This window comes from Sphingobium rhizovicinum (assembly GCF_042647625.1).
GTDB classification, from domain to species: domain Bacteria; phylum Pseudomonadota; class Alphaproteobacteria; order Sphingomonadales; family Sphingomonadaceae; genus Sphingobium; species Sphingobium rhizovicinum.
In genome coordinates this window covers 1,464,720-1,485,452 of sequence record NZ_JBHRVU010000004.1, presented here as the reverse complement: position 1 = coordinate 1,485,452, position 20,733 = coordinate 1,464,720, and the positions used below count along the sequence as shown (strand labels likewise).

Annotated in this window: 15 protein-coding genes and 3 pseudogenes; 10 read left to right on the top strand and 8 right to left on the bottom strand. The window is 61.6% G+C overall.

Annotation, left to right across the window (positions count from 1 at the left end; genetic code table 11):
• Positions 1–84: 84 nt before the first annotated feature.
• The 7 genes from ACFOKF_RS08500 to ACFOKF_RS08470 all read right to left on the bottom strand — a co-directional run bounded on the left by ACFOKF_RS08500 (position 85) and on the right by ACFOKF_RS08470 (position 8,044).
• A complete protein-coding gene (locus ACFOKF_RS08500; protein ID WP_380794972.1) occupies positions 85–1,290 on the bottom strand; it encodes a class I SAM-dependent RNA methyltransferase in 1,206 nt (401 codons plus the stop codon).
• Positions 1,287–2,654, bottom strand: coding sequence for an NAD(P)H-hydrate dehydratase (locus ACFOKF_RS08495; RefSeq protein WP_380794970.1), 1,368 nt, complete (start codon positions 2,652–2,654; stop codon positions 1,287–1,289). The genes ACFOKF_RS08500 and ACFOKF_RS08495 overlap by 4 nt, the downstream gene beginning before the upstream one ends.
• Entirely contained in the window at positions 2,651–3,016 is a 366-nt protein-coding gene (locus ACFOKF_RS08490; protein WP_380794967.1) for a hypothetical protein, read from the bottom strand. The genes ACFOKF_RS08495 and ACFOKF_RS08490 overlap by 4 nt, the downstream gene beginning before the upstream one ends.
• Entirely contained in the window at positions 3,013–3,729 is a 717-nt protein-coding gene (locus ACFOKF_RS08485) for an N-formylglutamate amidohydrolase (protein ID WP_380794965.1), read from the bottom strand. Before ACFOKF_RS08485 ends, ACFOKF_RS08490 begins: the two co-directional genes overlap by 4 nt.
• Positions 3,726–4,607 (bottom strand): 4-(cytidine 5'-diphospho)-2-C-methyl-D-erythritol kinase, encoded by an 882-nt coding sequence (locus tag ACFOKF_RS08480; RefSeq protein ID WP_380794962.1) that lies wholly within the window; start codon positions 4,605–4,607, stop codon positions 3,726–3,728. The genes ACFOKF_RS08485 and ACFOKF_RS08480 overlap by 4 nt, the downstream gene beginning before the upstream one ends.
• Positions 4,594–6,210, bottom strand: coding sequence for a tetratricopeptide repeat protein (locus ACFOKF_RS08475; protein WP_380794960.1), 1,617 nt, complete (start codon positions 6,208–6,210; stop codon positions 4,594–4,596). Before ACFOKF_RS08475 ends, ACFOKF_RS08480 begins: the two co-directional genes overlap by 14 nt.
• A 181-nt stretch (positions 6,211–6,391) precedes the next feature.
• Positions 6,392–8,044: an electron transfer flavoprotein-ubiquinone oxidoreductase gene (locus tag ACFOKF_RS08470; RefSeq protein WP_380794958.1), complete on the bottom strand. Its 1,653-nt coding sequence runs from the start codon at positions 8,042–8,044 to the stop codon at positions 6,392–6,394.
• A gap of 134 nt (positions 8,045–8,178) precedes the next feature.
• On the opposite strand from ACFOKF_RS08470, the gene ACFOKF_RS08465 reads away from it, so the two are divergent.
• The 10 genes and pseudogenes from ACFOKF_RS08465 (at position 8,179) to ACFOKF_RS08420 (ending at position 19,583) form a co-directional block, all read left to right on the top strand.
• On the top strand, positions 8,179–8,922 hold the full coding sequence (locus tag ACFOKF_RS08465; RefSeq protein WP_380794955.1) for a uracil-DNA glycosylase family protein: 744 nt from the start codon (positions 8,179–8,181) through the stop codon (positions 8,920–8,922).
• Positions 8,919–10,703: a lytic transglycosylase domain-containing protein gene (locus tag ACFOKF_RS08460; protein ID WP_380794952.1), complete on the top strand. Its 1,785-nt coding sequence runs from the start codon at positions 8,919–8,921 to the stop codon at positions 10,701–10,703. The genes ACFOKF_RS08465 and ACFOKF_RS08460 overlap by 4 nt, the downstream gene beginning before the upstream one ends.
• The gene (gene moaB / locus ACFOKF_RS08455) at positions 10,703–11,230 is read left to right on the top strand and encodes a molybdenum cofactor biosynthesis protein B (RefSeq protein ID WP_380794950.1); all 528 of its coding nucleotides are present in this window, start codon (positions 10,703–10,705) and stop codon (positions 11,228–11,230) included. The genes ACFOKF_RS08460 and moaB overlap by 1 nt, the downstream gene beginning before the upstream one ends.
• A 53-nt stretch (positions 11,231–11,283) precedes the next feature.
• Positions 11,284–11,517: pseudogene (locus tag ACFOKF_RS08450) on the top strand (PA0069 family radical SAM protein); the annotation flags it as partial.
• Between the two features lie 1,004 nt (positions 11,518–12,521).
• On the top strand, positions 12,522–13,313 hold the full coding sequence (locus tag ACFOKF_RS08445; protein ID WP_380794947.1) for a hypothetical protein: 792 nt from the start codon (positions 12,522–12,524) through the stop codon (positions 13,311–13,313).
• A 62-nt stretch (positions 13,314–13,375) separates the two neighbouring features.
• Positions 13,376–14,322, top strand: a protein-coding gene (locus tag ACFOKF_RS08440; protein WP_159367704.1) for an IS630 family transposase whose coding sequence is annotated in 2 segments (ribosomal slippage) — positions 13,376–13,712 and positions 13,712–14,322 — 948 coding nt in all. Because the reading frame shifts where the segments join, the coding sequence is not laid out codon by codon here.
• Positions 14,323–14,343: 21 nt separating this feature from the next.
• Positions 14,344–14,973 (top strand): annotated as a pseudogene (locus tag ACFOKF_RS08435) (tyrosine-type recombinase/integrase); the annotation flags it as partial.
• Positions 14,970–16,865: a hypothetical protein gene (locus ACFOKF_RS08430; protein WP_380794944.1), complete on the top strand. Its 1,896-nt coding sequence runs from the start codon at positions 14,970–14,972 to the stop codon at positions 16,863–16,865. The pseudogene ACFOKF_RS08435 and the gene ACFOKF_RS08430, both read left to right, overlap by 4 nt.
• Positions 16,858–18,996, top strand: a complete 2,139-nt coding sequence (locus ACFOKF_RS08425; protein WP_380794941.1) for a hypothetical protein — start codon at positions 16,858–16,860, stop codon at positions 18,994–18,996. The genes ACFOKF_RS08430 and ACFOKF_RS08425 overlap by 8 nt, the downstream gene beginning before the upstream one ends.
• Before the next feature lie 68 nt (positions 18,997–19,064).
• Entirely contained in the window at positions 19,065–19,583 is a 519-nt protein-coding gene (locus ACFOKF_RS08420; protein ID WP_380794938.1) for a hypothetical protein, read from the top strand.
• Positions 19,584–19,615: 32 nt separating this feature from the next.
• On the opposite strand, the pseudogene ACFOKF_RS08415 reads toward ACFOKF_RS08420, so the two are convergent.
• A pseudogene (locus ACFOKF_RS08415) lies at positions 19,616–20,697 on the bottom strand (PA0069 family radical SAM protein).
• Positions 20,698–20,733 lie beyond the last annotated feature (36 nt).

The window sequence follows — 20,733 nt, the reverse complement described above, 5'->3', positions numbered from 1 at the left end:
TCTTTGCGACGGTGAAGAGAAATACAGCCCTTCGACAGGCTCAGGGCGAACGGAAGAGGTTGAGCACAGCACCTCAAACCCGCTTTATCGCCGGAAAATGCCCACCAGTTCGACATGGGTGGTCCAGCGGAATTGCCCCACGGGCTTCACGCTTTCCAATACATAGCCCGTCGCCACCAGATGCGCCGCATCGCGCGCAAAGCTGGCGGGATTGCAGGAAACATAGGCGACCAACGGCACCGCCGACGCGGCGATCTGCAACACCTGTTCCTTGGCCCCGGCGCGGGGCGGGTCCAGCACGATCGCGGCGAAGCGGTTCAGTTCCTCCGGGGTCAATGGCCGCCGGAACAGGTCGCGATGATCCGCCGCCAGCCGCCGCTGCGCCCGGCCCGCGCCAAGCTTCAGCGACAAGATCACGTCACGCGCGCCCTCCGCTGCATAGACCGGCCGCTTCTCGCCCAGCGCCAGCGCAAAGGTGCCCAGCCCGCAGAACAGATCCGCGATCGCCCCCGTCTCGGGCAATGCGTCGCGCACTGCGCCGACCAGCGCCGCCTCGCCATCCGGGGTCGCCTGAAGGAAGGAGAAAGGCGGAAAACCCACCGCCGCGCCGCCAAAGCTGATCGTCGCGGGTTCCGGCTCCCAACGGGTCTGCGGGCCATCGCCTTCATCAATCGTCAACCGTGCAAGTCGGTGCTCCCGCGCGAAGTCGCCCAGCCCTTCATCGGCCGCCAGCCCGCTGACCTTCACCCCTTCCAGCATCAGGTCGACGCCCTGATCGATCAGCGACATGCGCACATGCGCCGCCCGCTTGTCCGGCAGGATCAGGCCCAGAAGATCGCGCAGCGGTGCGACCAGGCCAAACAATCGAGGATCGAGCACCGCGCACATTTGCAGGTCGATCAGCTTGTGGCTGCCTTCCTCCGCAAAGCCGATGGTGATCTTCCGGCCCGCCCGCGCCGCGCGCAGCGATGCGCGCCGCCGCGTCATCGGCGGGGAGATATGGGGCGGCAGCACCGCGCCGGGCGTGATGCCCTGCCCCGCCAGCGCGCCGGTGAAGCGCGCCGTCACGAAATCGACATAGCTTTCCTCGTCCAGATGCTGGAGCTGGCACCCGCCGCAGGCCGGAAAATGGCTGCATGGCGGAACGGCGTGGTGGACACCGAATGCGACACTTCCGTCGGGCCTGATCCAGTCGCCCGGCGCGGTCAGGGGGAAGTGGCGGCCGTCGGCCGTGACGCCGTCGCCCTTGGCGGCAACGCGGATGATGCTGTCTAAGTCGCTGTCTCTCACAATCGCGCGGCGATAGCCGCTGGCAGGGCGCGAAGCAAATCATCCGCGACAAAAGCCGCTCCCGCCCGTCGCGCCGCCTCCCCATGCAGCCACACCGCCTCGCACGCCGCGCGGAAGGGATCGCCCGTCACCGCCAGCCGCCCGGCGGCAAGGCCCGCCAGCACATCGCCCGTCCCGGCGGTGGACAGCCATGGCGAAGCGCCGCCCGCCACCGCCGCCCGTCCATCCGGCGCGGCGATCACGCTGTCCGCCCCCTTATAGACGACCATCGCGCCAGATTGCCGCGCCGCCGCCAATGCCCGGTCGATCTTGCTGCCCGGCAAGTCACCAAACAGCCGCTGAAACTCGCCCTCATGCGGCGTCAGGATCGCCCCCGCCGGGATGCGATCCACCGCGCCCGCCAGCAGCACCAGCGCGTCGGCGTCCAGCACCAGCGGATGCGCGGCCGCCAGCGCCGCATTCAGCAAGCGGCGAGTTGCATCATCCCGCCCCAGCCCCGGCCCGATCAGCAACGCCCGGATGCGCGGGTCGGAAAGGTCATGCCCTTCCTGCCGCACGATCGCATGGGGGACGACCAGTCCCGCCGCTGCATGCAACCGCACCATGCCTGCCCCGCTATGCGCGGCCGCACTCGCCGCCAGAGCCGCCGCGCCCGGCATCGCACCGCCGACCACCGCGACCAGTCCGCGCCTATATTTATGCGCCTCCGGTCCCGGCGCCTCCAGTATAGGCGGCGCCAATCGGCGCACCCTGCTCGGTACAGCAATGCCAATATCGGCCAGCACCAGCCGCCCCAAATGCCCCGATGCCGGCTGCAACAGATGCGCGGGCTTCCATGCTCCCAGCGCGATCGTCGTCCCGAAATGCGGCGCGGCGGACAGCAGCGCGCCGCTGTCCGTCTCCACGCCGCTCGGCAGGTCGACGGCATGGCTGAATGTCGCCGCCTCCACGAACGCCCCCAGCCGGCCGGCCACCGCGCTATCCAGCCCGCGCGTCAGGCCGGTGCCGAACAGCGCATCGACAATCTGGGTCGCGGGCGCTGCGGTCATCATATCCTCGACCGACCCGCCCCATGCCGCCCGCGCGCGCAGGCCCGATGACGTGCGGCTTTCCCCCAGCGCCGCCACCCGCACCGGCACGCCGCGATCGCGCAAGATCCGCGCGATGACGAAACCGTCGCCACCATTATTGCCCGGCCCGCACAGGATCAGCGTGTCGCGCTTGTGCCCCCCGCGCCAGATGATCTCCGCCGCCGCCGCGCCCGCCGTCTCCATCAGGCCGTAGGCGTCGACGCCCGCGTCAAAGGCCGCCTGCTCGGCCGCGCGCATTTGCGCCGCCGTCAGGATCGGCCCGCCGCGCGTCATTGCGATCCGGCGATTTGCGCAGGCAGGCGATAGCGATCGTCGCCGGCCGCGACCTCGATCTGCTGCGCGCCTATGATCTTCAGCTTCGCCGGCTCGGCCCCGTCCGCCGCCTCCAGACCATGCCCGTCGGCCAGCACGCGAAAGCGCCGGAAACCGCCGTCGGGATGGCGTATGGTCAGCAAATCGCCCTGCCGCTCGATCAGGCAATCATGCGCCCAATCTTCCGCCTCGCCAGTGATGCAATCCGCCTTGCCATCATCGACCGAGGCCTGCGCACCCGCCGCTTGATTGCCCGGCTTCGACGCCTGATCTTCGCATCCGGCCAGCGCCGCCAGCGCCAGCATCGCCGCCAGCCGCTTCATGCCAGCCGGCTCCGACATTCCAGCACAATGGGACCAAGGATATTGGCGAAACGCTTCTGCCCGGCCGCATCGCCCACCAGATCCTGCCGCATCTCGATCCCCAGATAGGGGATGCCATTAGCTTCGGCATGGCGGTTCATCGTCGCATTGAGCAACTGCCCCGAATAGGGAAGCTGATCGCCCACCTTCAGCCCCGCCGCCTCCAGCAAGGGAATGGCGATCCGCGCGGCGCGATCATCCTGATTATAGAGGATGCCGATGTCCCATGGCCGCTGCTGTTCCGGATCGCTCGCCAGCCGGGGCGTGAAACTATGCACCGACAGGATGAAGGGCGACGCCATGCGCTCCAGCAGCGCCGCCACCTGATGATGATAGGGGTGGTGAAAACGCAGCATCCGGTCGGCCAGATCGGCGTCGCGATTGCCGGGGATGGCATGGCCGTCGCTCATCACCGGCAACAGGCCCGGCGCATCCTCCTCGCGATTAAGGTCGATCACCAGACGCGACACGCCGCCCAATATCGCCGTACAGCCAAGCTGCGCCGCCAATGATGCGCTCACCTCCGCCACGCCGATGTCGATGGCGACATGCTCTTTCAGCAAGGCCGGGTCGATGCCCAGATCAATGTCATCGGGCACATGGGCCGACGCATGATCGGCAATGATCAACAGGTTGAGATCGCCGCCGTCGATCCGGGTGAAAGCCTCGCTCATGCGCCCTTGATCCTCGTTTCCATCACCCACCATGCGGGATGCGTCCAGCGGATCGCATCGGCCGCCTGCGCCAGCGCATCGTCCGTCTCGAACAGGGCGAAGCAGGTCGCGCCAGACCCCGACATGCGCGCCAGCACCACGCCCTGCGTCCGCTCCAGTGCCGCCAACACATCGGCAATGACCGGCGCGACGGCAATGGCAGGATTTTCCAGATCGTTGCGGCCAATCCTGACCAGAGCGTCGAGACTGCCAGCGTCCAGCGGCCCGCGATCCTGCCGATCCCATCCGGCAAAGACGCTGGCCGTGGACACGCCCACGCCCGGATTGACCAGCAGCATCGGCAGCCCCTCCAGCCCCTCGACCGCGTGGCGCGCCAGATGCTCGCCACGCCCTGTCACCAGTTGCGTCACGCTCGCCACACAGGCCGGCACGTCCGATCCCAGATCCAGCGCCAGCCCGGCCAGTTCCTCCGCCTCGATCCGCACGTCCCACAGCCGCGCCAGCAGCCGCAGCGTCGCCGCCGCATCGGCCGATCCGCCGCCAATGCCCGACGCCACTGGCAAATTCTTGGTCAGCCGGATCGCCGCGCCGCGTTGTTGGCCCAGATAGGATTGCAGCGCCCGCGCCGCCCGCATCACCAGATTGTCCGGTCCTGCGCCCAGCCCGGCGCCGAACGGCCCGTCGATGATCAGGTCGATCGCGCCATCCTGCGTCGCCTGTCCCTCCAGACGATCGCCATCCCCAGCAAAGACGAACAAGCTTTCCAGCGCATGATAGCCATCGTCCCGCCGCGACCGTACATGCAGCGCGACATTCACCTTGGCATAGGCGATCTCCACGATCGCATCGGCAACGCCCTCCATATTAGGGTGCGGCATATTCGGGCTTCAATCCTTCCTTGCTTTTCGCCGCCAGCCGCGCGGCCACGTCGCCCTCGGCATAGATGGAGGCCGCCGCCCAGGCATAGCGCGCCTCATAACGCCGTCCGGCGGTCCACAATGCGTCGCCCAGATGCTCGTTGATCGTGATGTCCGTCGGCGCGCCGGCCGCCGCCCGCTCCAGTACCGGCACCGCCGCCTCGACATTGCCGGTCACGAACTGCGCCCAGCCCAAAGAATCCGTGATCGACGCATCCTGCGGCTTGAGCGCGCTCGCTTTCTTGAGCAACTCCAGCGCAGCCTCGACATTTTCCCGCCGCTCGATCTGGGCATAGCCCAGATAATTGAGGATCAGCGGCTCATTGGGCGCCATCGCCGCCGCCCGCTGCAACACGGCGCGGGCCTCGTCCCACTGTTTCGCTTGCTCCAGCGCGCTGCCTTCGAACAGCAGCAGCGTCCAGGGCAGCTGATCGGGCGCATAAGCCGCCTGCGCCGCGCGAAACGCCGCCGCCGCCCCGGCAAAATCCTTGGCCTCGGCCAGCAAGCGGCCCAGCCGCACCTGCCGCTCCGGCTCCGCACCCAGTTCCGCCGCCTGCGCCCGCGCCAGCATCAGCGCCGCCGGCTCGTCCCCAGCCGCCGCCAGCGCATCGATCAGTTCGGCCTGCGCAATCGGCGCGTACCAGCTTCGCGCCGGCACCTTGCCCGCTTCCGTAATCGCGCCGGGCGCATAGCCCTGAAGCGTCAACAGGCGCGCCGCCAATATGTGCGGCTCCGCCCCGGCCGGATCGGCAAAGGTGGCCATCCGCGCCAGCCGCAGCGCCAGCGTGCCGCCCGCCTTGTCCGATCCCACATCCACCGCCAGCCGCGACAGCAAACGGGCATAGCCCTGCGCCGGCGTCACCGCCGCGCCCGCCGCCTTCAGCCCCTTGCCTTTCCCGATCGCGACCCGCGCCGACGCGAACCCCGCGCTGCCGACCGGCAGCAGCATCAGCGCCTCGGCCTTCGCGCCCTGCGCCGCCAGTTGCCCGGCAAAGGCCAGCCGCAATGCCGCGCCGTCGCTGCTGCGAACGGCCAGCGCACGCCGGATGGCGGGCGTCGCCGCCGCCAGATCGCGCCGCGCCAGCGCCTGAAACGCGATATGCTCGTCGGCGTAGCGCAGGCCCAGCGACGCGAACCGATCCTTGCTGTCGATCACCGGCGGCGCATAGCGCCCTTCGCCGATGGCGATCCAGCTGCGGACGATCGGCGCGATGAAGGCGAAATTGCCTTCCTCCACCATCCGCCCGACCAGCGTTTCTGCGCCGGCCCAGTCTTTGCGCGTCAGCGCCTCACCGATCATCAGCAATGTGCCGTCGCGCGGCAACATGCCGACCTGATCCAGCAACGCCGCCGATTGCAGCGCCAACGCCCGATCCCCGCTTTCCAGCCCCTGCACATAGGATCGGCGGGCAATTTCCACCCGCGCCGGGTCCTGCACCAATGCCGCGCGATAGCTGGCGACCGCCAGCCCCAACGCACCGTCGCCATCGGCCAGCCGCGCGCGCGCATAGGCGTGCAGCGCGCCATCGGGCTGCACCGACGCCCCGGCAACCGCCGGGGTCATCAGCAATGCAGCAAGGATCAGGCGTCGAGAGCATGTTTGGAAAATGTGCGAAAGAGCGCATTTTCGATGCGGTGCCGGCCCATGCCCCCCCCCGACCGCCCAGCCATGGTATCCTGATGGGCGGTCGGGTGGGGGCGTGGGCCGGTGCGGATGCGCCAAAGGCGCATTTCCAAACAGACTCTTACATGTTCGGATAATTCGGTCCTCCGCCGCCTTCGGGCACGACCCAGTTGATATTCTGGGTCGGATCCTTGATGTCGCACGTCTTGCAATGGACGCAATTTTGCGCGTTGATCTGGAATTTGGGATCGCCCTCTTCCTGACCGACCACTTCATAGACGCCTGCGGGACAGTAGCGTTGCGCCGGCTCGTCATAAAGGGGCAGATTATAGGAAATCGGGACCGAGGGGTCTTTGAGTTGCAGATGGACCGGCTGGTCCTCCTCATGATTGGTGTTCGACAGGAACACCGATGTCAGCCGGTCGAAGCTGATGACATTGTCGGGCTTGGGATAGACGATCTTCTCGCACTGGTCCTTGCGCCAGATCTTCTCCGCGTCGGGCTTGTGCTTCATCGTGAAGGGCAGACCGATTTTCAGCGTGCGCATCCACATGTCGATGCCCGCCAGCAACGTGCCGATCGTGTTGCCGAACTTGGCCAGCAGCGGCTCCGCATTCTTCACCAGTTGCAGTTCGGTCGCGATCCAGCTCGACCGCAGCGTCGGCTCATAATCGGCCAGCACGTCGCCCGAACGATCCGCCTGCACCGCGGCGAACGCCGCCTCGGCCGCCAGCATGCCCGATTTCATCGCCGTATGCGTGCCCTTGATGCGCGGCACGTTGACGAACCCCGCCGAACAGCCGATCAGCGCGCCGCCGGGGAAGGCCAGCTTTGGAATCGCCTGCCAACCGCCCTCGTTGATCGCGCGCGCGCCATAGGAAACGCGGCGTCCGCCCTCCAGAAACTTGCGGATTTCCGGATGCTGCTTCCAGCGCTGGAACTCCTCGAACGGATAAAGATGCGGGTTGCGATAACCCAGCCCCACCACGAAGCCCAGCGCCACTTGGCCATTGGCCTGGTGATAGAGGAAGCCGCCGCCATAGGCATCCGTCAGCGGCCAGCCCTGCGAGTGGATGACAAGGCCCGGCTGATGCTTGGCTGGATCGATGTCCCACAATTCCTTCATGCCCAGGCCATAGACCTGTGGCTCGCTGTCGGCGTCCAGCGCGAACTGGCGCTTCAAAATCTTGGTCAGGTGGCCGCGCGCGCCTTCGGCAAAGAAGGTGTAGCGGGCATGCAGTTCCAGCCCCGGCTGGTAATCGCCCTTTTTCTCGCCATCCCGGCCAATGCCCATGTCGCCGGTGGCGACGCCCTTCACGCTGCCATCTTCATGATAGAGGATTTCCGCCGCGGCAAAGCCGGGGAAGATTTCCACGCCCAGCCCTTCGGCCTGCTCGGCCAGCCAGCGGCAGAGGTTGCCCAGCGATCCGGTATAGGTGCCCTTATTATGCATCCAGCCCGGCGTCATGATGTGCGGCATCGCGATCTTGCCGGTCTTCGTCAGCATCCAGTGCTGATTGTCGGTGACAGGGGTTTCGGCGAGCGAACAGCCCATGTCGCGCCAGTCGGGGAAGAGTTCGTCCAGCGAACGGGGATCGATCACCGCGCCCGACAGGATATGGGCGCCGATTTCCGACCCCTTTTCCAGCACGCACACCGCCAGTTCCTGTCCCGCATCGTTCGCCAGCTGCTTCAACCGGATCGCCGCGGACAAGCCCGCCGGTCCCCCACCGACGATCACGATGTCATAAGGCATCGAATCCCGTTCGCTCATTCCATCCCTCCATTTTGCGGGCATCGGCGGGCTGCACCCCGTCGCATCCGATCGCCGCATTAGTACAACAGTTTACCATTCAGGGCGATGAAGCAGCTTGACCCCCTCGTCAACCTCTGGCCCAAGGAAAGACGATGCGGGGATCAATGCAGAATGAAGCGGCGCTGGCCGCCGACGCCTATCTGGCGTGGTGGCAGCTTGCTGGCGTGGAATGCGCCGTAGCGGAAACGCCGGTCAACTGGCTGCGCCCCGTAACCATAGCTGATTCCGCGCCACGGCAGGATGCGCCGCCCGCCCAGCCAGTACAGGCCAGGCCGCAGGACTTGCAGGCCTTCCATCAATGGCTGGAAAGCGAATCGACGCATCCCGAACGGCGCTGGCCCGGTCGCGCCCTCTATCCGGCGGGTCAGGTCGACGCGCCGCTGATGATCGTCACCGACATGCCCGACCTTCCCGATGTGGAAGCCGGCGCGCTGTTCGCGGACCGGGCGGCGGGCGCGCTGCTGGATGCGATGCTCCATGCCATTGGCCTCAAACGCGCGGAGGTCTATATTGCATCGCTGTTTTTTGCGCGGCCGCCCGGCGGCATGGTCGAAGCGGCCGATCTCGCCACGGCGACGGCGCGGATGCGCACCCATGTTCATCTGGCCCGCCCCCGCCGGCTGCTGTTGCTGGGCGATCGCACCATAAGCGCGCTTGGCGGCGCGATCGACGCGACCGGCGACGGCTCACCGCATAGTTTACGCAATTTTAATCATGATGGCGGCATCGTGCCCGCCGTCGCCACATTTCATCCGCGCCTGCTGCTGGGGCAGCCTGCGGCCAAGGCGGAATGCTGGCGCACCCTGCAAAGCCTGATCGAGGAAGCCCGTCCGTGATTCGCGCCGCGACCCATATCTCCCGTCTTGCCCTTCTTGCGACGGGGCTGGCCGTGAGCCTGCCGGCCATGGCTGAAAACGCCCCGGTCATCCCGACCGTCGCCACCAGCGCCGAATTTTCGCCGCTACAACTGGGCGATGGGGACAAGGCCCGTTATCGCGCGATTTTCACCGCACTCCAGAGCCAGCAGTGGAATGACGCCAGGGCGATGATCGCCGCGCTCGACGCGCAGGACGCGATCCGCCCCCTCGCTTTGTCGGAACTCTATCTGGCCAAGGGATCGCCGCGCGTCGAACTGTTCGATCTGCTCGATCTGGTCAACAAGGCGCCCTGGCTGCCCAGGGCCGACCAGCTTTCCCGTCTGGCGCAGAAGCGCGGCGCCACCATCCTGCCGACCCTGCCGCAAATCCAGAAGATGGTCTGGCTGGGGTCCGCGCCCCGCCGCCAATATGTCGCTGCGGTCAAGACCGATGTCGCGGCGCAGGCGCTGGCCGGCCAGATCCAGAATTATATCAAGAATGACGATCCGGTCGGCGCGGAAGGCCTGCTGGGAACCGGCGAAGCGGGCCTGACGCCCGAAGGGCTGACCGAAGTGCGCCAGCGTGTCGCCTGGGCCTATTATATCGAAAATGACGATGTGAACGCCCGGCGCATGGCCGCGCGCGCGCTGGAAACCCGCACCGGCGGCGACTGGAGCGTGCAGGCGAACTGGACCACGGGCCTTGCCGCCTGGCGCCAGAATGATTGCCGCGCCGCCGCCCCCGCCTTCGCCAATGTCGCCGCCCTTGCGGGCGACGCCGACATGCGATCGGCCGGCGCCTATTGGGCCTCGCGCGCCTATATGGTCTGCGGCGAAGCGGAAAAGGTCGAAAATTATCTGAAGCAGGCCGCCCGGTCGGACGAGACTTTCTATGGCTTGCTGGCCCGTGAATCGCTCGGCATGCCGCTGGGCGGTGCGCCGGTGGGCAGCCGTTTCGGCGCGCTTGAATGGAACAAGCTGAAGGGCAGCCCCAATGCCCGCGCCGCCATCGCCCTGTCGGCGATCGGCGAAAATGGCAAGGCCGACGAACTGCTGCGCTATCAGGCGAAGATCGGCGGCAGCGATCAATATGACGCGCTGCTGCGCCTCGCCAATGCGCTCAACCTGCCGGCGACCCAGCTCTATCTCGCCCACAACGGCCCGGCCGGCACCCAGCCGGGCAGCTTCGCCCGCTTCCCCGCGCCCGATTGGCGTCCCGATGGCGGCTGGCGGGTCGATCCGTCGCTGATCTACGCCCACACGCTTCAGGAATCCGGTTTCCGCACCGATGTCGTCAGCAGCGCCGGCGCGCGCGGCCTGATGCAGGTGCGCCCCGGCACGGCGGGCGATGTGGGCCTGTCCAACGCAGCGCAATTGTTCGTGCCGTCGACCAACATGGAATATGGCCAGCGTTATTTGGAATCCCTGCGCGACATGAGCGCGACGGGCGGCCTGCTGCCCAAGGTGATGGCCGCCTATAACGCCGGGCCGCTGCCGGTCGAGCGCTGGAACACGCAGGTCCATGACAAGGGCGATCCGCTGCTCTTCATGGAATCGCTGCCTTATTATGAAACCCGCGCCTATGTGAACATCGTCATGCGCAATTACTGGATGTACCAGATCCAGGTCAAGGGCAGCGCCGATTGCCTGACCGGCATGGCGCAGGGCCTGTGGCCGACCTTCCCCAATGCCAAGGGCGTGAAGCTGGTGCGCATGAGCAAGGCGGACGGGCGCGGCTCCATGGGTGGCGGCTCCGACTGATGCCGATTGATGAGAGCCGGGCGTTCCTGCCCGTCCGCATCGCCGTCCTCACCGTGTCCGACACCCGCGGCCTTGCCGAAGATCGCTCCGGCGACACGCTGGTCGAACGACTGGAAAGCGCCGGCCATATCCTCGCCGCCCGCTATATCGAGCGCGATGACAAAAGCGCCATCGTCGCCCGCCTGCACGCCTGGATCGACGATCCGCAGATCGACGTGGTCCTGACCACCGGCGGCACCGGCGTCACCGGCCGCGACGTCACGCCCGAAGCGCTCATGCAGGTGCAGGACAAGGAAATCCCCGGTTTCGGCGAACTGTTCCGCTGGCTCAGCTACCAAAGCATCGGCACATCGACCATCCAGTCCCGCGCCACCGCCTGCGTCGCGCGCGGCACCTATATCTTCGCCCTGCCCGGCTCGACCGGCGCGGTGAAGGATGCCTGGGACGGCATCCTCGTCACCCAACTCGACAGTCGCTTTTGCCCCTGCAATTTCGTGGAACTGATGCCGCGCTTGATGGAGCGATAGGGCTGGAACTGCCCCCGGATTGACATCTCGTTCTCCGTATGTTCTTATTCCGCATGGCAGTGGAAAATGGCAGAGGCGCAACGCTGAACGGCGAGAGTCGACGGTTCAACTTGCCCCAGCGAGAGATCGATGGCGATTGGCTCGACGCCATTGTAGACATTGATGGCCCGGTCGCACGCACCCGTACACAGGTCACAGTTGAACAGCCCCGCGCCATCATCGCGCGCAACACGTCGCCCGACATTGCCTTCAACCAGTCAATCAACGCCTATCGGGGCTGCGAACATGTTCCCCCGCGCTCACATGTTCATCCGGAGTGCCGACATTACCCATCATAAGCTGGACGGTTGCTCTCGTGAACGAGATAGGCTGTTGATACCCTCCCGCATTGCGCCTGTTCATCGCAGCCGGAGTATCTGGCCTGGAAGCGCGGAGATATCCTCGCGTGACGTGTCACATGTGTTCAGTTCACCCTTCGACGCACGATAATCTATGTGAACACAATTCTACGCTTGATGACAGCAGGGGCTGCGCAGAGCCATCCTCTAGCGCCGCGCAGCCCCTGCTGAAGCGGTGACGCCAGATTGACACCCCGGACCCGACGCGAAAGCGGCGGGCTCGGTCAACCGCGGCAATGATAGACGCCGAGTACCTGAGCCCGTTCTCGACCCGCGGCGTACCAACAGCATTACACAATATTTCTAACTTGCGTTGCACCTGACACGAACAGTATAGTTGCATTGGCTCTCCGGCAGGAGCCAGCTGTCCGCCAGCGCGAAGCCACTGTGGCACTGCTTAGCCTTGTTCCGAGCCTCGTGCATTTGAGGTGTCAGGCGGACGACGCTTCAGATCACTGGAGAGCCGGGATGCCGCTATCTGACCTCACATCGCTTAGTCAGATTAAAGACTATGCGAAAGTCGTCTCGAAGAGAGATCGCTTACCGCACCAAAAGGCTCTCGACGCAGTTTCCCGGCTTGCAGGGTTCAGTAATTTCGACGCGGCGCGCAAAGCATCTGAGCGCACCCGCTTCGAGGCGAAAAAGGAAGAAACGGTAACGATTACCGGGGCGTGTCAGGTCGCGCCCAAGTCTAGCTCTCGAAACTATCCCGGTGGCGAATGCCTTTACCGGTCATCTACCCTTCCAACATTTCATGATGGCAACCCAGAAGAGGCGTCGAGCCCTTCCGTATAGCGCCCGGTCACTGCCTATCCGGCATCACCGAACAAATTGCCTTACAACCAGCCGCATGCGGCCAAAGCGGGCAAGACGCAAAAATGCGGGGCTCATCCATGCCTGGACAAATTATCCTCAATCGCATTTCAATCCTGCGAGCGGCAGTGCCCGCGGATGTGAGCCGATATGCAGAAACACTTAACCTCGAAGCGTCCGTCCTTGAAAGTTCGGCACTTCCCGAGAATTTTCCGATTCCGATGGATCGAGATACTCGCGAGATACATGAGATCATCTTCGCATATCTTCTTAGGCGGTATTTGATATCGCGCTCCACCGCGCAGCGTGAACATGACGCCAGCATGTCGGCTGATGAACATGCGTCACTTTCAATCGAACAAAGAGTACGGAATAGCCGGATCAACTCCGCTCACGCGGCAGCCAAGGATTTGGCTGATTTTCAGACCTACCTAGATTACTTTGAATTGGACTGGTTCGATGTCACCCCAGAAGACATCGATACATATTGCGATGCGATGGCCGAAACCGTCTCACCGCTGTCCGCCCGTCAGTATGCCGAGAACACAGTCCGGCGCCGAGAAAACACTATCCGGCATTTCTATGCGACCGCTCACACTGTCGGGGACGTGGCCAATCCCGCCTTCGGCAAGGTCTATAAGCGGCCCAAGACCGCGATCAGAAAGCGGGCACTCGCTCACACAGGTTACCAGAGGCGCGCGACCGTCCACCACGCTCAAAGAGCATCGGGACGTCTTAAAGACCCACCACATCCAATGACGCCGCGCCAGTGGAAGGCGATCGCTTCCTTCCTTGGACCAGCCAATCAAACACCGGGTGCACCAACCGTGGCCCACCGATTAGAGCGTTTTTCGACCGCTTTGAATCGATGAGGGATTCCCTCTCCGCGTGATTTCTGATTCAGAATCCGTGCTGGTGAAGGAGGCCGGCATGGATGGGTCACGCTCTCTCGATGGATTTGCGGGTTCGGCTTCTGGCTGCGATTGCAGGCGGGCTGAGTTGCCGGGCAGCGGCGGCGCGTTTCGGCGTAGCACCGTCGACGGCGATCCGGTGGCATGCGCAGCAGCGCGGAACCGGCAGCGTTGCCTCCAAACCTCAAGGCGGAGATATGCGCTCGCGCCGTGTCGAGGAGCGATCTGCCGACATTCTCGCCCTCTGGGAAGCGCGCAAGGACATCTCGCTTGAAGAACTGCGCCTCGCCTTGGTCGAGGAGGGGCTCGCCATCTCGGTTGCCGGGCTGCATCGGTTTTTCGCGCGGCGGGGCATGACGCGCAAAAAAAGACTGGGCATGCCATCGAGCAAGACCGGCCCGACGTCCTGAGGCAGCGCCACGACTGGTTTGACGGCCAGATCGATCTCGATCCGGAACGCCTGGTCTTCATTGACGAGACATGGACTGCCACGAACATGACCCGTAGTCATGGGCGCTGCGCCAGAGGTCAGCGCCTGCGAATGGGCTTCCCGCATGGTCACCGCAAGACCACCACGCTGGTCGCCGGCCTACGCATGACCGGCATGGTCGCGCCGATGGTGCTAGACGGCCCGATCAACGGTGATTGGTTTGAAGCATATGTGGCGCAGGTACTCGTGCCCGAATTGCGGCCAGGCGACGTCGTGATCATGGACAACCTGTCGAGCCACAAACGTCCCGCAGTCCGCGACCGGATCGAGGCGGCAGGAGCAACGCTGCGCTTCCTCCCACCCTACAGCCCCGACTTCAACCCGATTGAGAAGGCCTTCTCCCGCCTCAAGGCCATGCTCCGCAAGGCAGGTGAGAGAACCGTCAGCGGCTTGTGGAGCCTCATCGGCAAGCTCGTCGACATCTTCCAGCCCAAGGAATGCGCCAACTACTTCAGTTCGTGCGGATATGACCCAGATTGATCGAAAACCGCTCTAGCATGCGAAACCGCATTGCAGACCGCATTACGCATCGAAGAGATTTGCTGGCTTACCAAGGCGCAATTCTTGGATCTAACTTGGCCCGAAGATTGGCCGCCCAAGAAGCTGCTCGTTCTGCAACTCAATATTTCCAAAGGACAGAACGGTGGCAGCATTCTAATCCCAATTTGGGTTGTCAAACTGCTGGTAGCCTACATTGAGGGCCAACGCGAAGAGGATGTCCAAGCCGGAATAGCAAACGGGAATATGGCTTACGACCATGGCTTTTTGTTCGTAAATGGCGATGGCCGTCCGGAGCATCGCGGCAAGAAACTGACCACTGATACCCTAGCGCGCCACTTCAATACTGCGGTTGTGAACGCTGGTCACACGCGGAGCGACGATAGGACTGATCCCGATAGCGGCGAAGTCCTGACGTTTGTCGAAGCGATGTTCAGCTTTCATGATCTCCGGCACACTTATGTGATCTGGACCCATCACACCCTTCTCAAGGAAGGACATCCGGCACCCTTCATTCCGATATCCAAACAACTTCGTCACGCGAATCACCAAATCACCGAAGAGCATTATCTCACGGTGTCACACGAATACGAGGCCTTGGTAACCGATCAATACATGGGGAGGCGCCGGTGAGTGGTCGCAACAAGTCGCCGTCGCGCTATGACCAACTACAAAATCGGAACGTGATTGACCTACAGTCAGAGCGCGTCGTCCGATTGGGCAAGGTTGAAGTTGAGATCGTCGATGGAAAGGCTACCGATCTTGAGGTCATCCTTCCCGATGGACGCCCGATCAACCTTCTCAATCTCCTTCTTCTGCCAAATCTATATCAGGGCCTCGCCGAGGCCTTTCTTGAATGGACGAAGACGCCTGACGTAAGCAGCTACGCGACCAAATACACGTTGAGCCGCAATATCGTGCCTTTCGTCGAGTTCCTTGTCGACGAGCAGCTCACGCAGATCGAATTCAACGATTTGACAGTTAGCCACATAAACGGCTTCGTTGCTTGGCTCGATGACCAGCCAAATCGAGGCAGGCCATGGAGCGAGGACACTAGGCGCGACAAGCTCGGCGCAGTCCGCACCCTTTTGGAGATATATCGCCTGATGCACCCCGGAGTGCTTCAGCGCGACTTTTACGTTCCCAACGGGCAATGGGTCGGTGCTGCCTACAAAGCCAATCATACGCCAGCTTTGCCCGGATCAGAGTGGGATGCCTTGCACGACGCTTGCCTTTCCGAGGTTACGTCGACGATGGAAATACACGAAGAGACTCTCGAACTGGTGGCTGAGGGCGCTGATCGCATTCCACAAGGAAAACCCAAACGGGGGGTGTACCTGGAATTACCGATTTTTCTCGCATCCATGAATGCGGCCTATCCGGTACGATTCCCAACCGCGAAGCAGGTCACATCTGACAATAACCTTCTCGGTCGCGCTCTAATTCAAGTGCATGGCGCAAGCTCATTACAAGGATTCTACCCAAGTCCAAAAACTCTCGTGCCATTTGTGCTTCTGATGGCCTTATACACACTATTCAATGCCACCCCGCTCTTAAACCTACTGTGGAGCAACATAGAATATAGAACTGTTCTTGGAACTCCGAGAGTCATCATTCGTGGTTATAAAGCACGATCCAAGCGGAATTTAGAGCGCAGCTTTGCCCTCGATCCGAAGGATCCTTACAGCCCTGGCGAGATATTACTTTTCCTAAAATCTTGGACCGCTCGGCTCAGACCGGAATTAGCCCCGATATTCCAAGACCGGGTCTTCATATTTGCTTCAAATCAGGGAAAACCCGGTGATGAGATGCGAGCTCGCGGGTTCGGATTGGACAAGATGGGTTCCACCCATGACAATGCCTGGAAATACAATGTTCGGAATTTTCTAGCCGACCACGATCTCGCCGTCTCTGGTGTGAGGCAAATCCGAGCAACTGGTCTTGACGTCATACACAGCTTGTTCTCCGGCGACATTCGCGCCGTCGTCGCGGCCGCCGGTCACTCTTCAGGCAATGTTTCAGATCGCTATTACACCAGCGGGGCAGCACGAAGCCGCAACGATCAGAGCCTGGCGGGCGTCATGGCGACTCACGAGCGCTATGCTCGGACAGGTGGTCGTATCGATCCTCGAGGGACGCCAGCGCATGGCGATATCTTCGCAGCCACCCCCGGCGCGATCTGCGCTGATCCTTACGACTCTCCTTTTGCGATCACTACCAAGCCGGTCGATCAAACGGGAGGCATCAGCAATGCGCAGCTTTGCGATGCGTATGGTATGTGTTGGAATTGTCCGCTGCTGCAGCTGCATTTCAGCAGCCCCTACCAGCTCGCCCGCGCCATCCAGTTCAAAGAAGAATTGGTCAGGGCCCGAGGCTACCTTCCCGCTGCCCGTTGGAAAGAAACCTGGAGGCCGGTGCTTACCAACCTAGAGAAACACATCATCCCGCGGTTCACTGACCCGGCTGTGATCACACGGGCCAAGGCCCTCCTTCCACGCCTCGCAGGGATTCCCCAAGTTGACTAAGAAAGCCGCACCAAAGCCGGCAGCCGGCAGCCCAAGCGTGATGTTGCATCACCGGACACGCGCGCAGCTTATGGCAGCGGCAGTATCCTCCGTGTCTCTCTGGATACACGTACTGTGGAAATTCCCCCGCAAAGTGCCAGGAAAGAAGCGTCAATACACAATCTTAAACTGGGAAATCGATCTGGGAGATGGCCAGCTTCTGACTGATGCAGGCTTCGAGGACTTACTCGACAGTTCGAGGCGCTTTATCTGGTCACTATACAAAGATCGCCGCAACGGTAAAAATCTTATGCCGGAATCGTTCTACACGGCCTTTCTCGGACTAAAGCGGCTCCTGCCATGGATGATTGAAAATAATTATGCCAGCTTCGACGAACTCACCGTGGAAAGCGCCGATGAATTTGTTGCCGATTTAATCGAAGAGGCAGCCGAAGCGGAAGCCGACCTTCTGCATGACCGCGCGTTAAACAAAGACGACTTCATTCGTGCCTTGCGGGTTTGGGTACACCTTCACCAACAAGGCCCCGCGCTCATCGTTGCAGGAATCAATATCTTCACTGAAATGCCGTTCAACGGACGCTCAACATATGATTTGGCAACGGAACTCGCAGAAGATACTGCACTTCGAATTCCTCCTCTCCCGGATGAGGTAGCCATGCCTATTCTGGCTGCAGCCATCAGAATTGTGTCCTTTGCATCGGCTGATGTCATCCGCCTGCAGGAGGCTGTATTTGATACCCGCGCTAAGATCGACGAACAAGGCCGCAGTAATCATACCCGCATAATTAGAGAACGAGCGCTGTTCGCAAAGTTTGAATTCAGCATCTTACCCGGCGAAGCTACACCATGGCATTCACCCATTGATGAAGGTATCACAGTCAAGCGTGTCGATGGCCCTCCGGTGGTCGATCTCAAACCAGCGAACACCTTCAGAAATATGGTCGCTACCGTGCGCGACGCCTGCGTGGCAGTCATCCAAGGCTTGGTTGGCGTGCGCATTAATGAAGTCTGCAGCTTTGAGGGAGGTTTGAACGAGGATACGGGGCTGCCAACGTGCGTAGAAAAAGACCGGTCCGTCGATGGCCTTGAGGATCTTTATTACGTCCGCGGCATCCTGACTAAGGGCCGTGCTGCACCTGAACCAGCGCGATGGCTGCTCGGGTCTCGACCAGTCAGTGGCGAACTCGCACGTTTGGAGACGCTGCCTCTTCCCGTAATAGCTCTGGCAACCCTTGAAAGGCTGTATCGACCTTGGCGTGAGCTTGGTCAGGTGAACGAACTCATCGTGAATTTCACAACCGCATCCCGCGGCGTTCCTGTCACCGCAGCGGCCATTGGAAGCCCATCTTCCGAGACACTCCTTGCCGGATTGAAAAATTTCGTTCTGAACCATGTCGATCTGACAAAGCTCCCGGACAATAACTGGCGGGGCGAAAATCTCTCGATGTACAGAGACAGCTTTGGTGCCATCATCAGAACCCATCAGTGGCGTAAAACCTTTGCTCACTACGCTCTCCTAACGCGGAGCAACCTCCTTCAGGCCGTCAGTCAGCATTTCAAGCACCTAAGCCTGGCCATGACAGAGCAAGGATATTTGATCGATGATCCTTTTCTGCGCGGAATGCTGGGAGAGGCCGCCATCGAGGCATCTGTCGACTTTTTCTATCATGCCAGCTTCGGTGAGCCCCTGGCTGGAAAACTTGGCGACGTCATCGAGGAACATCGCGAAGAATTGATTGAACTTCGCGACGGAAAGCCGCGCGAGGCAGCCAAACGGCAGATCCGCAAATTCGTAACTCTCCATGACATGCGAATTTTCCACATGTCTGAAGGCCGATGCGGTATCAGGATCAATCCTCTTGGTGCGCGTTGTCACCAGCTTGCTGGTACGTCCAGTTGGGCAAACCGGGAACCGAACTACGCCACCCGAGAGCCAAGCGTATGTTTAGGTTGCAAGTGCTTTGGTATTGATCGGGACACCGCGCCCTTCTGGCAAGACAGGTGGGAACGGAATTCCAAGATCTATAGAGACGCCGAGAAAAGAGGCCAAGCTGCCGAGTACCGTGTCGCTGCGCGACGTGCGGAACAGGCAGAGAAGGTCATCAAACGCCTCACGGCCATCCAAAATTGATCCAAGAAGCCATCGGCACATCCCTAACGCAGTCGTTCCGATCGTAATGATCCGCTGATCGAGAGAAAATGATGCCAAAAAAACCATCGACGGAAAAAGACAATGAGACCGCTTACGACCCGAGCACTGCTGCAAGAATCGAAGCGGCGATCATACGCTTACAGGCTGGGAAACCATCGAATACAGATTTAAAAAAACAGCTGCGAGCAGGCAAATTCAAGGTCAATATCTCTTCCGTAGCGAAAGAGGCAGGAGTGTCACGCACACTTATCGGGCATAAGAACTGCACATACCCAGCACAGCGCAAGCGCGTTCTCGGTATCCGTGGAAACGAGCCTGCTCAAGGCACATTGATGGCGACAGTTCGCAAGCTGAGAGCCGAGGTAGTCGAGGCAAAAAGCAGAGAGCGACTTGACGCCAGCCTACGCGCCGCATTGCTGAGGCGTGTATTCAACGCCGACAAAGCCGTCGGTCGAGCAGAAAGAAAAAGCAAAAGATCGATCAGCCGAACCACATCTGGCCATATCGGAAAAGGAGTTCCCGAGAGCAATGTTATCGATTTTGACAAGGGTCCAGACAAACAATAACCTTCACGTAGCGAGCCGCCCGGCAATATTATTCAAAATAATTCGCCTTGAGGTCCGGCGGGAGGGCGGAACAAATCACAACGCAAATCCAGCTTTCGTCGTTCGGCAGGAAATCCGTTTTTCGCCTTAGCAATGCGAAATCGCGTTTTCAGAAGCTCCGCCCACGGCCCTTGTCCTCGCATTCTGCCAAAAAAGGTCGGGTCATTGTCACGCCCCCGCGCAGGGACTGAACGATAGCCATGACTTTGCCGGCGCGCGCCGGAAAGTGCTCGTCTAACCAAGCCCGAAACAACGGAGCCACCTCGAGAGGTAGTCTCACAGGGATATAGGATACGTTATGTGCGCCAGCTTCCGCCGCCCGCGCAATGATCGCTTCCAACTCGCTGTCAGTGATCGCAGGAATGATCGGCGCGATATTGACGAAGGTAGGGATCCCAGCATCCACAAGCGCCCTCACTGCCTTCAACCGCCGCTCTGGGTGTGGCGCCCTCGGCTCTACCGTCATCGCGATCCGAGGGTCTAACGATGTCACTGACACCGCAACCGCTACCAAGCCCTTTTCAGCCATTGGAGCTAGCAGATCCAGATCTCGCACGACTCGGTCAGATTTCGTCGTGATGACCAGCGGATGATTGCACTCCGCAAGCACCTCAATCACAGTTCGCGCGATACGCAACTCGCGCTCCACGGGTTGGTACGGATCTGTATTCGTCCCCATCGCGATCGGTGCCGGGGTATAACTTGCCGCGCCGAGTTCGCGGCGCAAAATAACAGATGCGCCCGGCTTACTTAGAATTCTTGTCTCGAAATCCAGCCCCGGCGACAAATCATAATAAGCATGCGTCGGTCTTGCAAAACAATAAACGCAACCATGTTCACACCCCTGTACGGTATTAATGCTTCGGTCGAATGGGATGTCAGGTGATTTGTTATAGGTTATAATAGTACGTGGAGTTAACACTTCGACCGTTGTCTTAATGGCAGGTGCCGACTCATGACCTGCATACTCTAGGTCGAGCCAATCCCCGTCGAACTCTCGCGTTGGTAGCCCGAAGCGCTTGCTCACCACGTTGTTTGTGGCTCCTCGTGCAGGCCGGCTTTTTCTGTTCTCCATCATGCCCACCATATAGCACATTGGAACATATGTAGA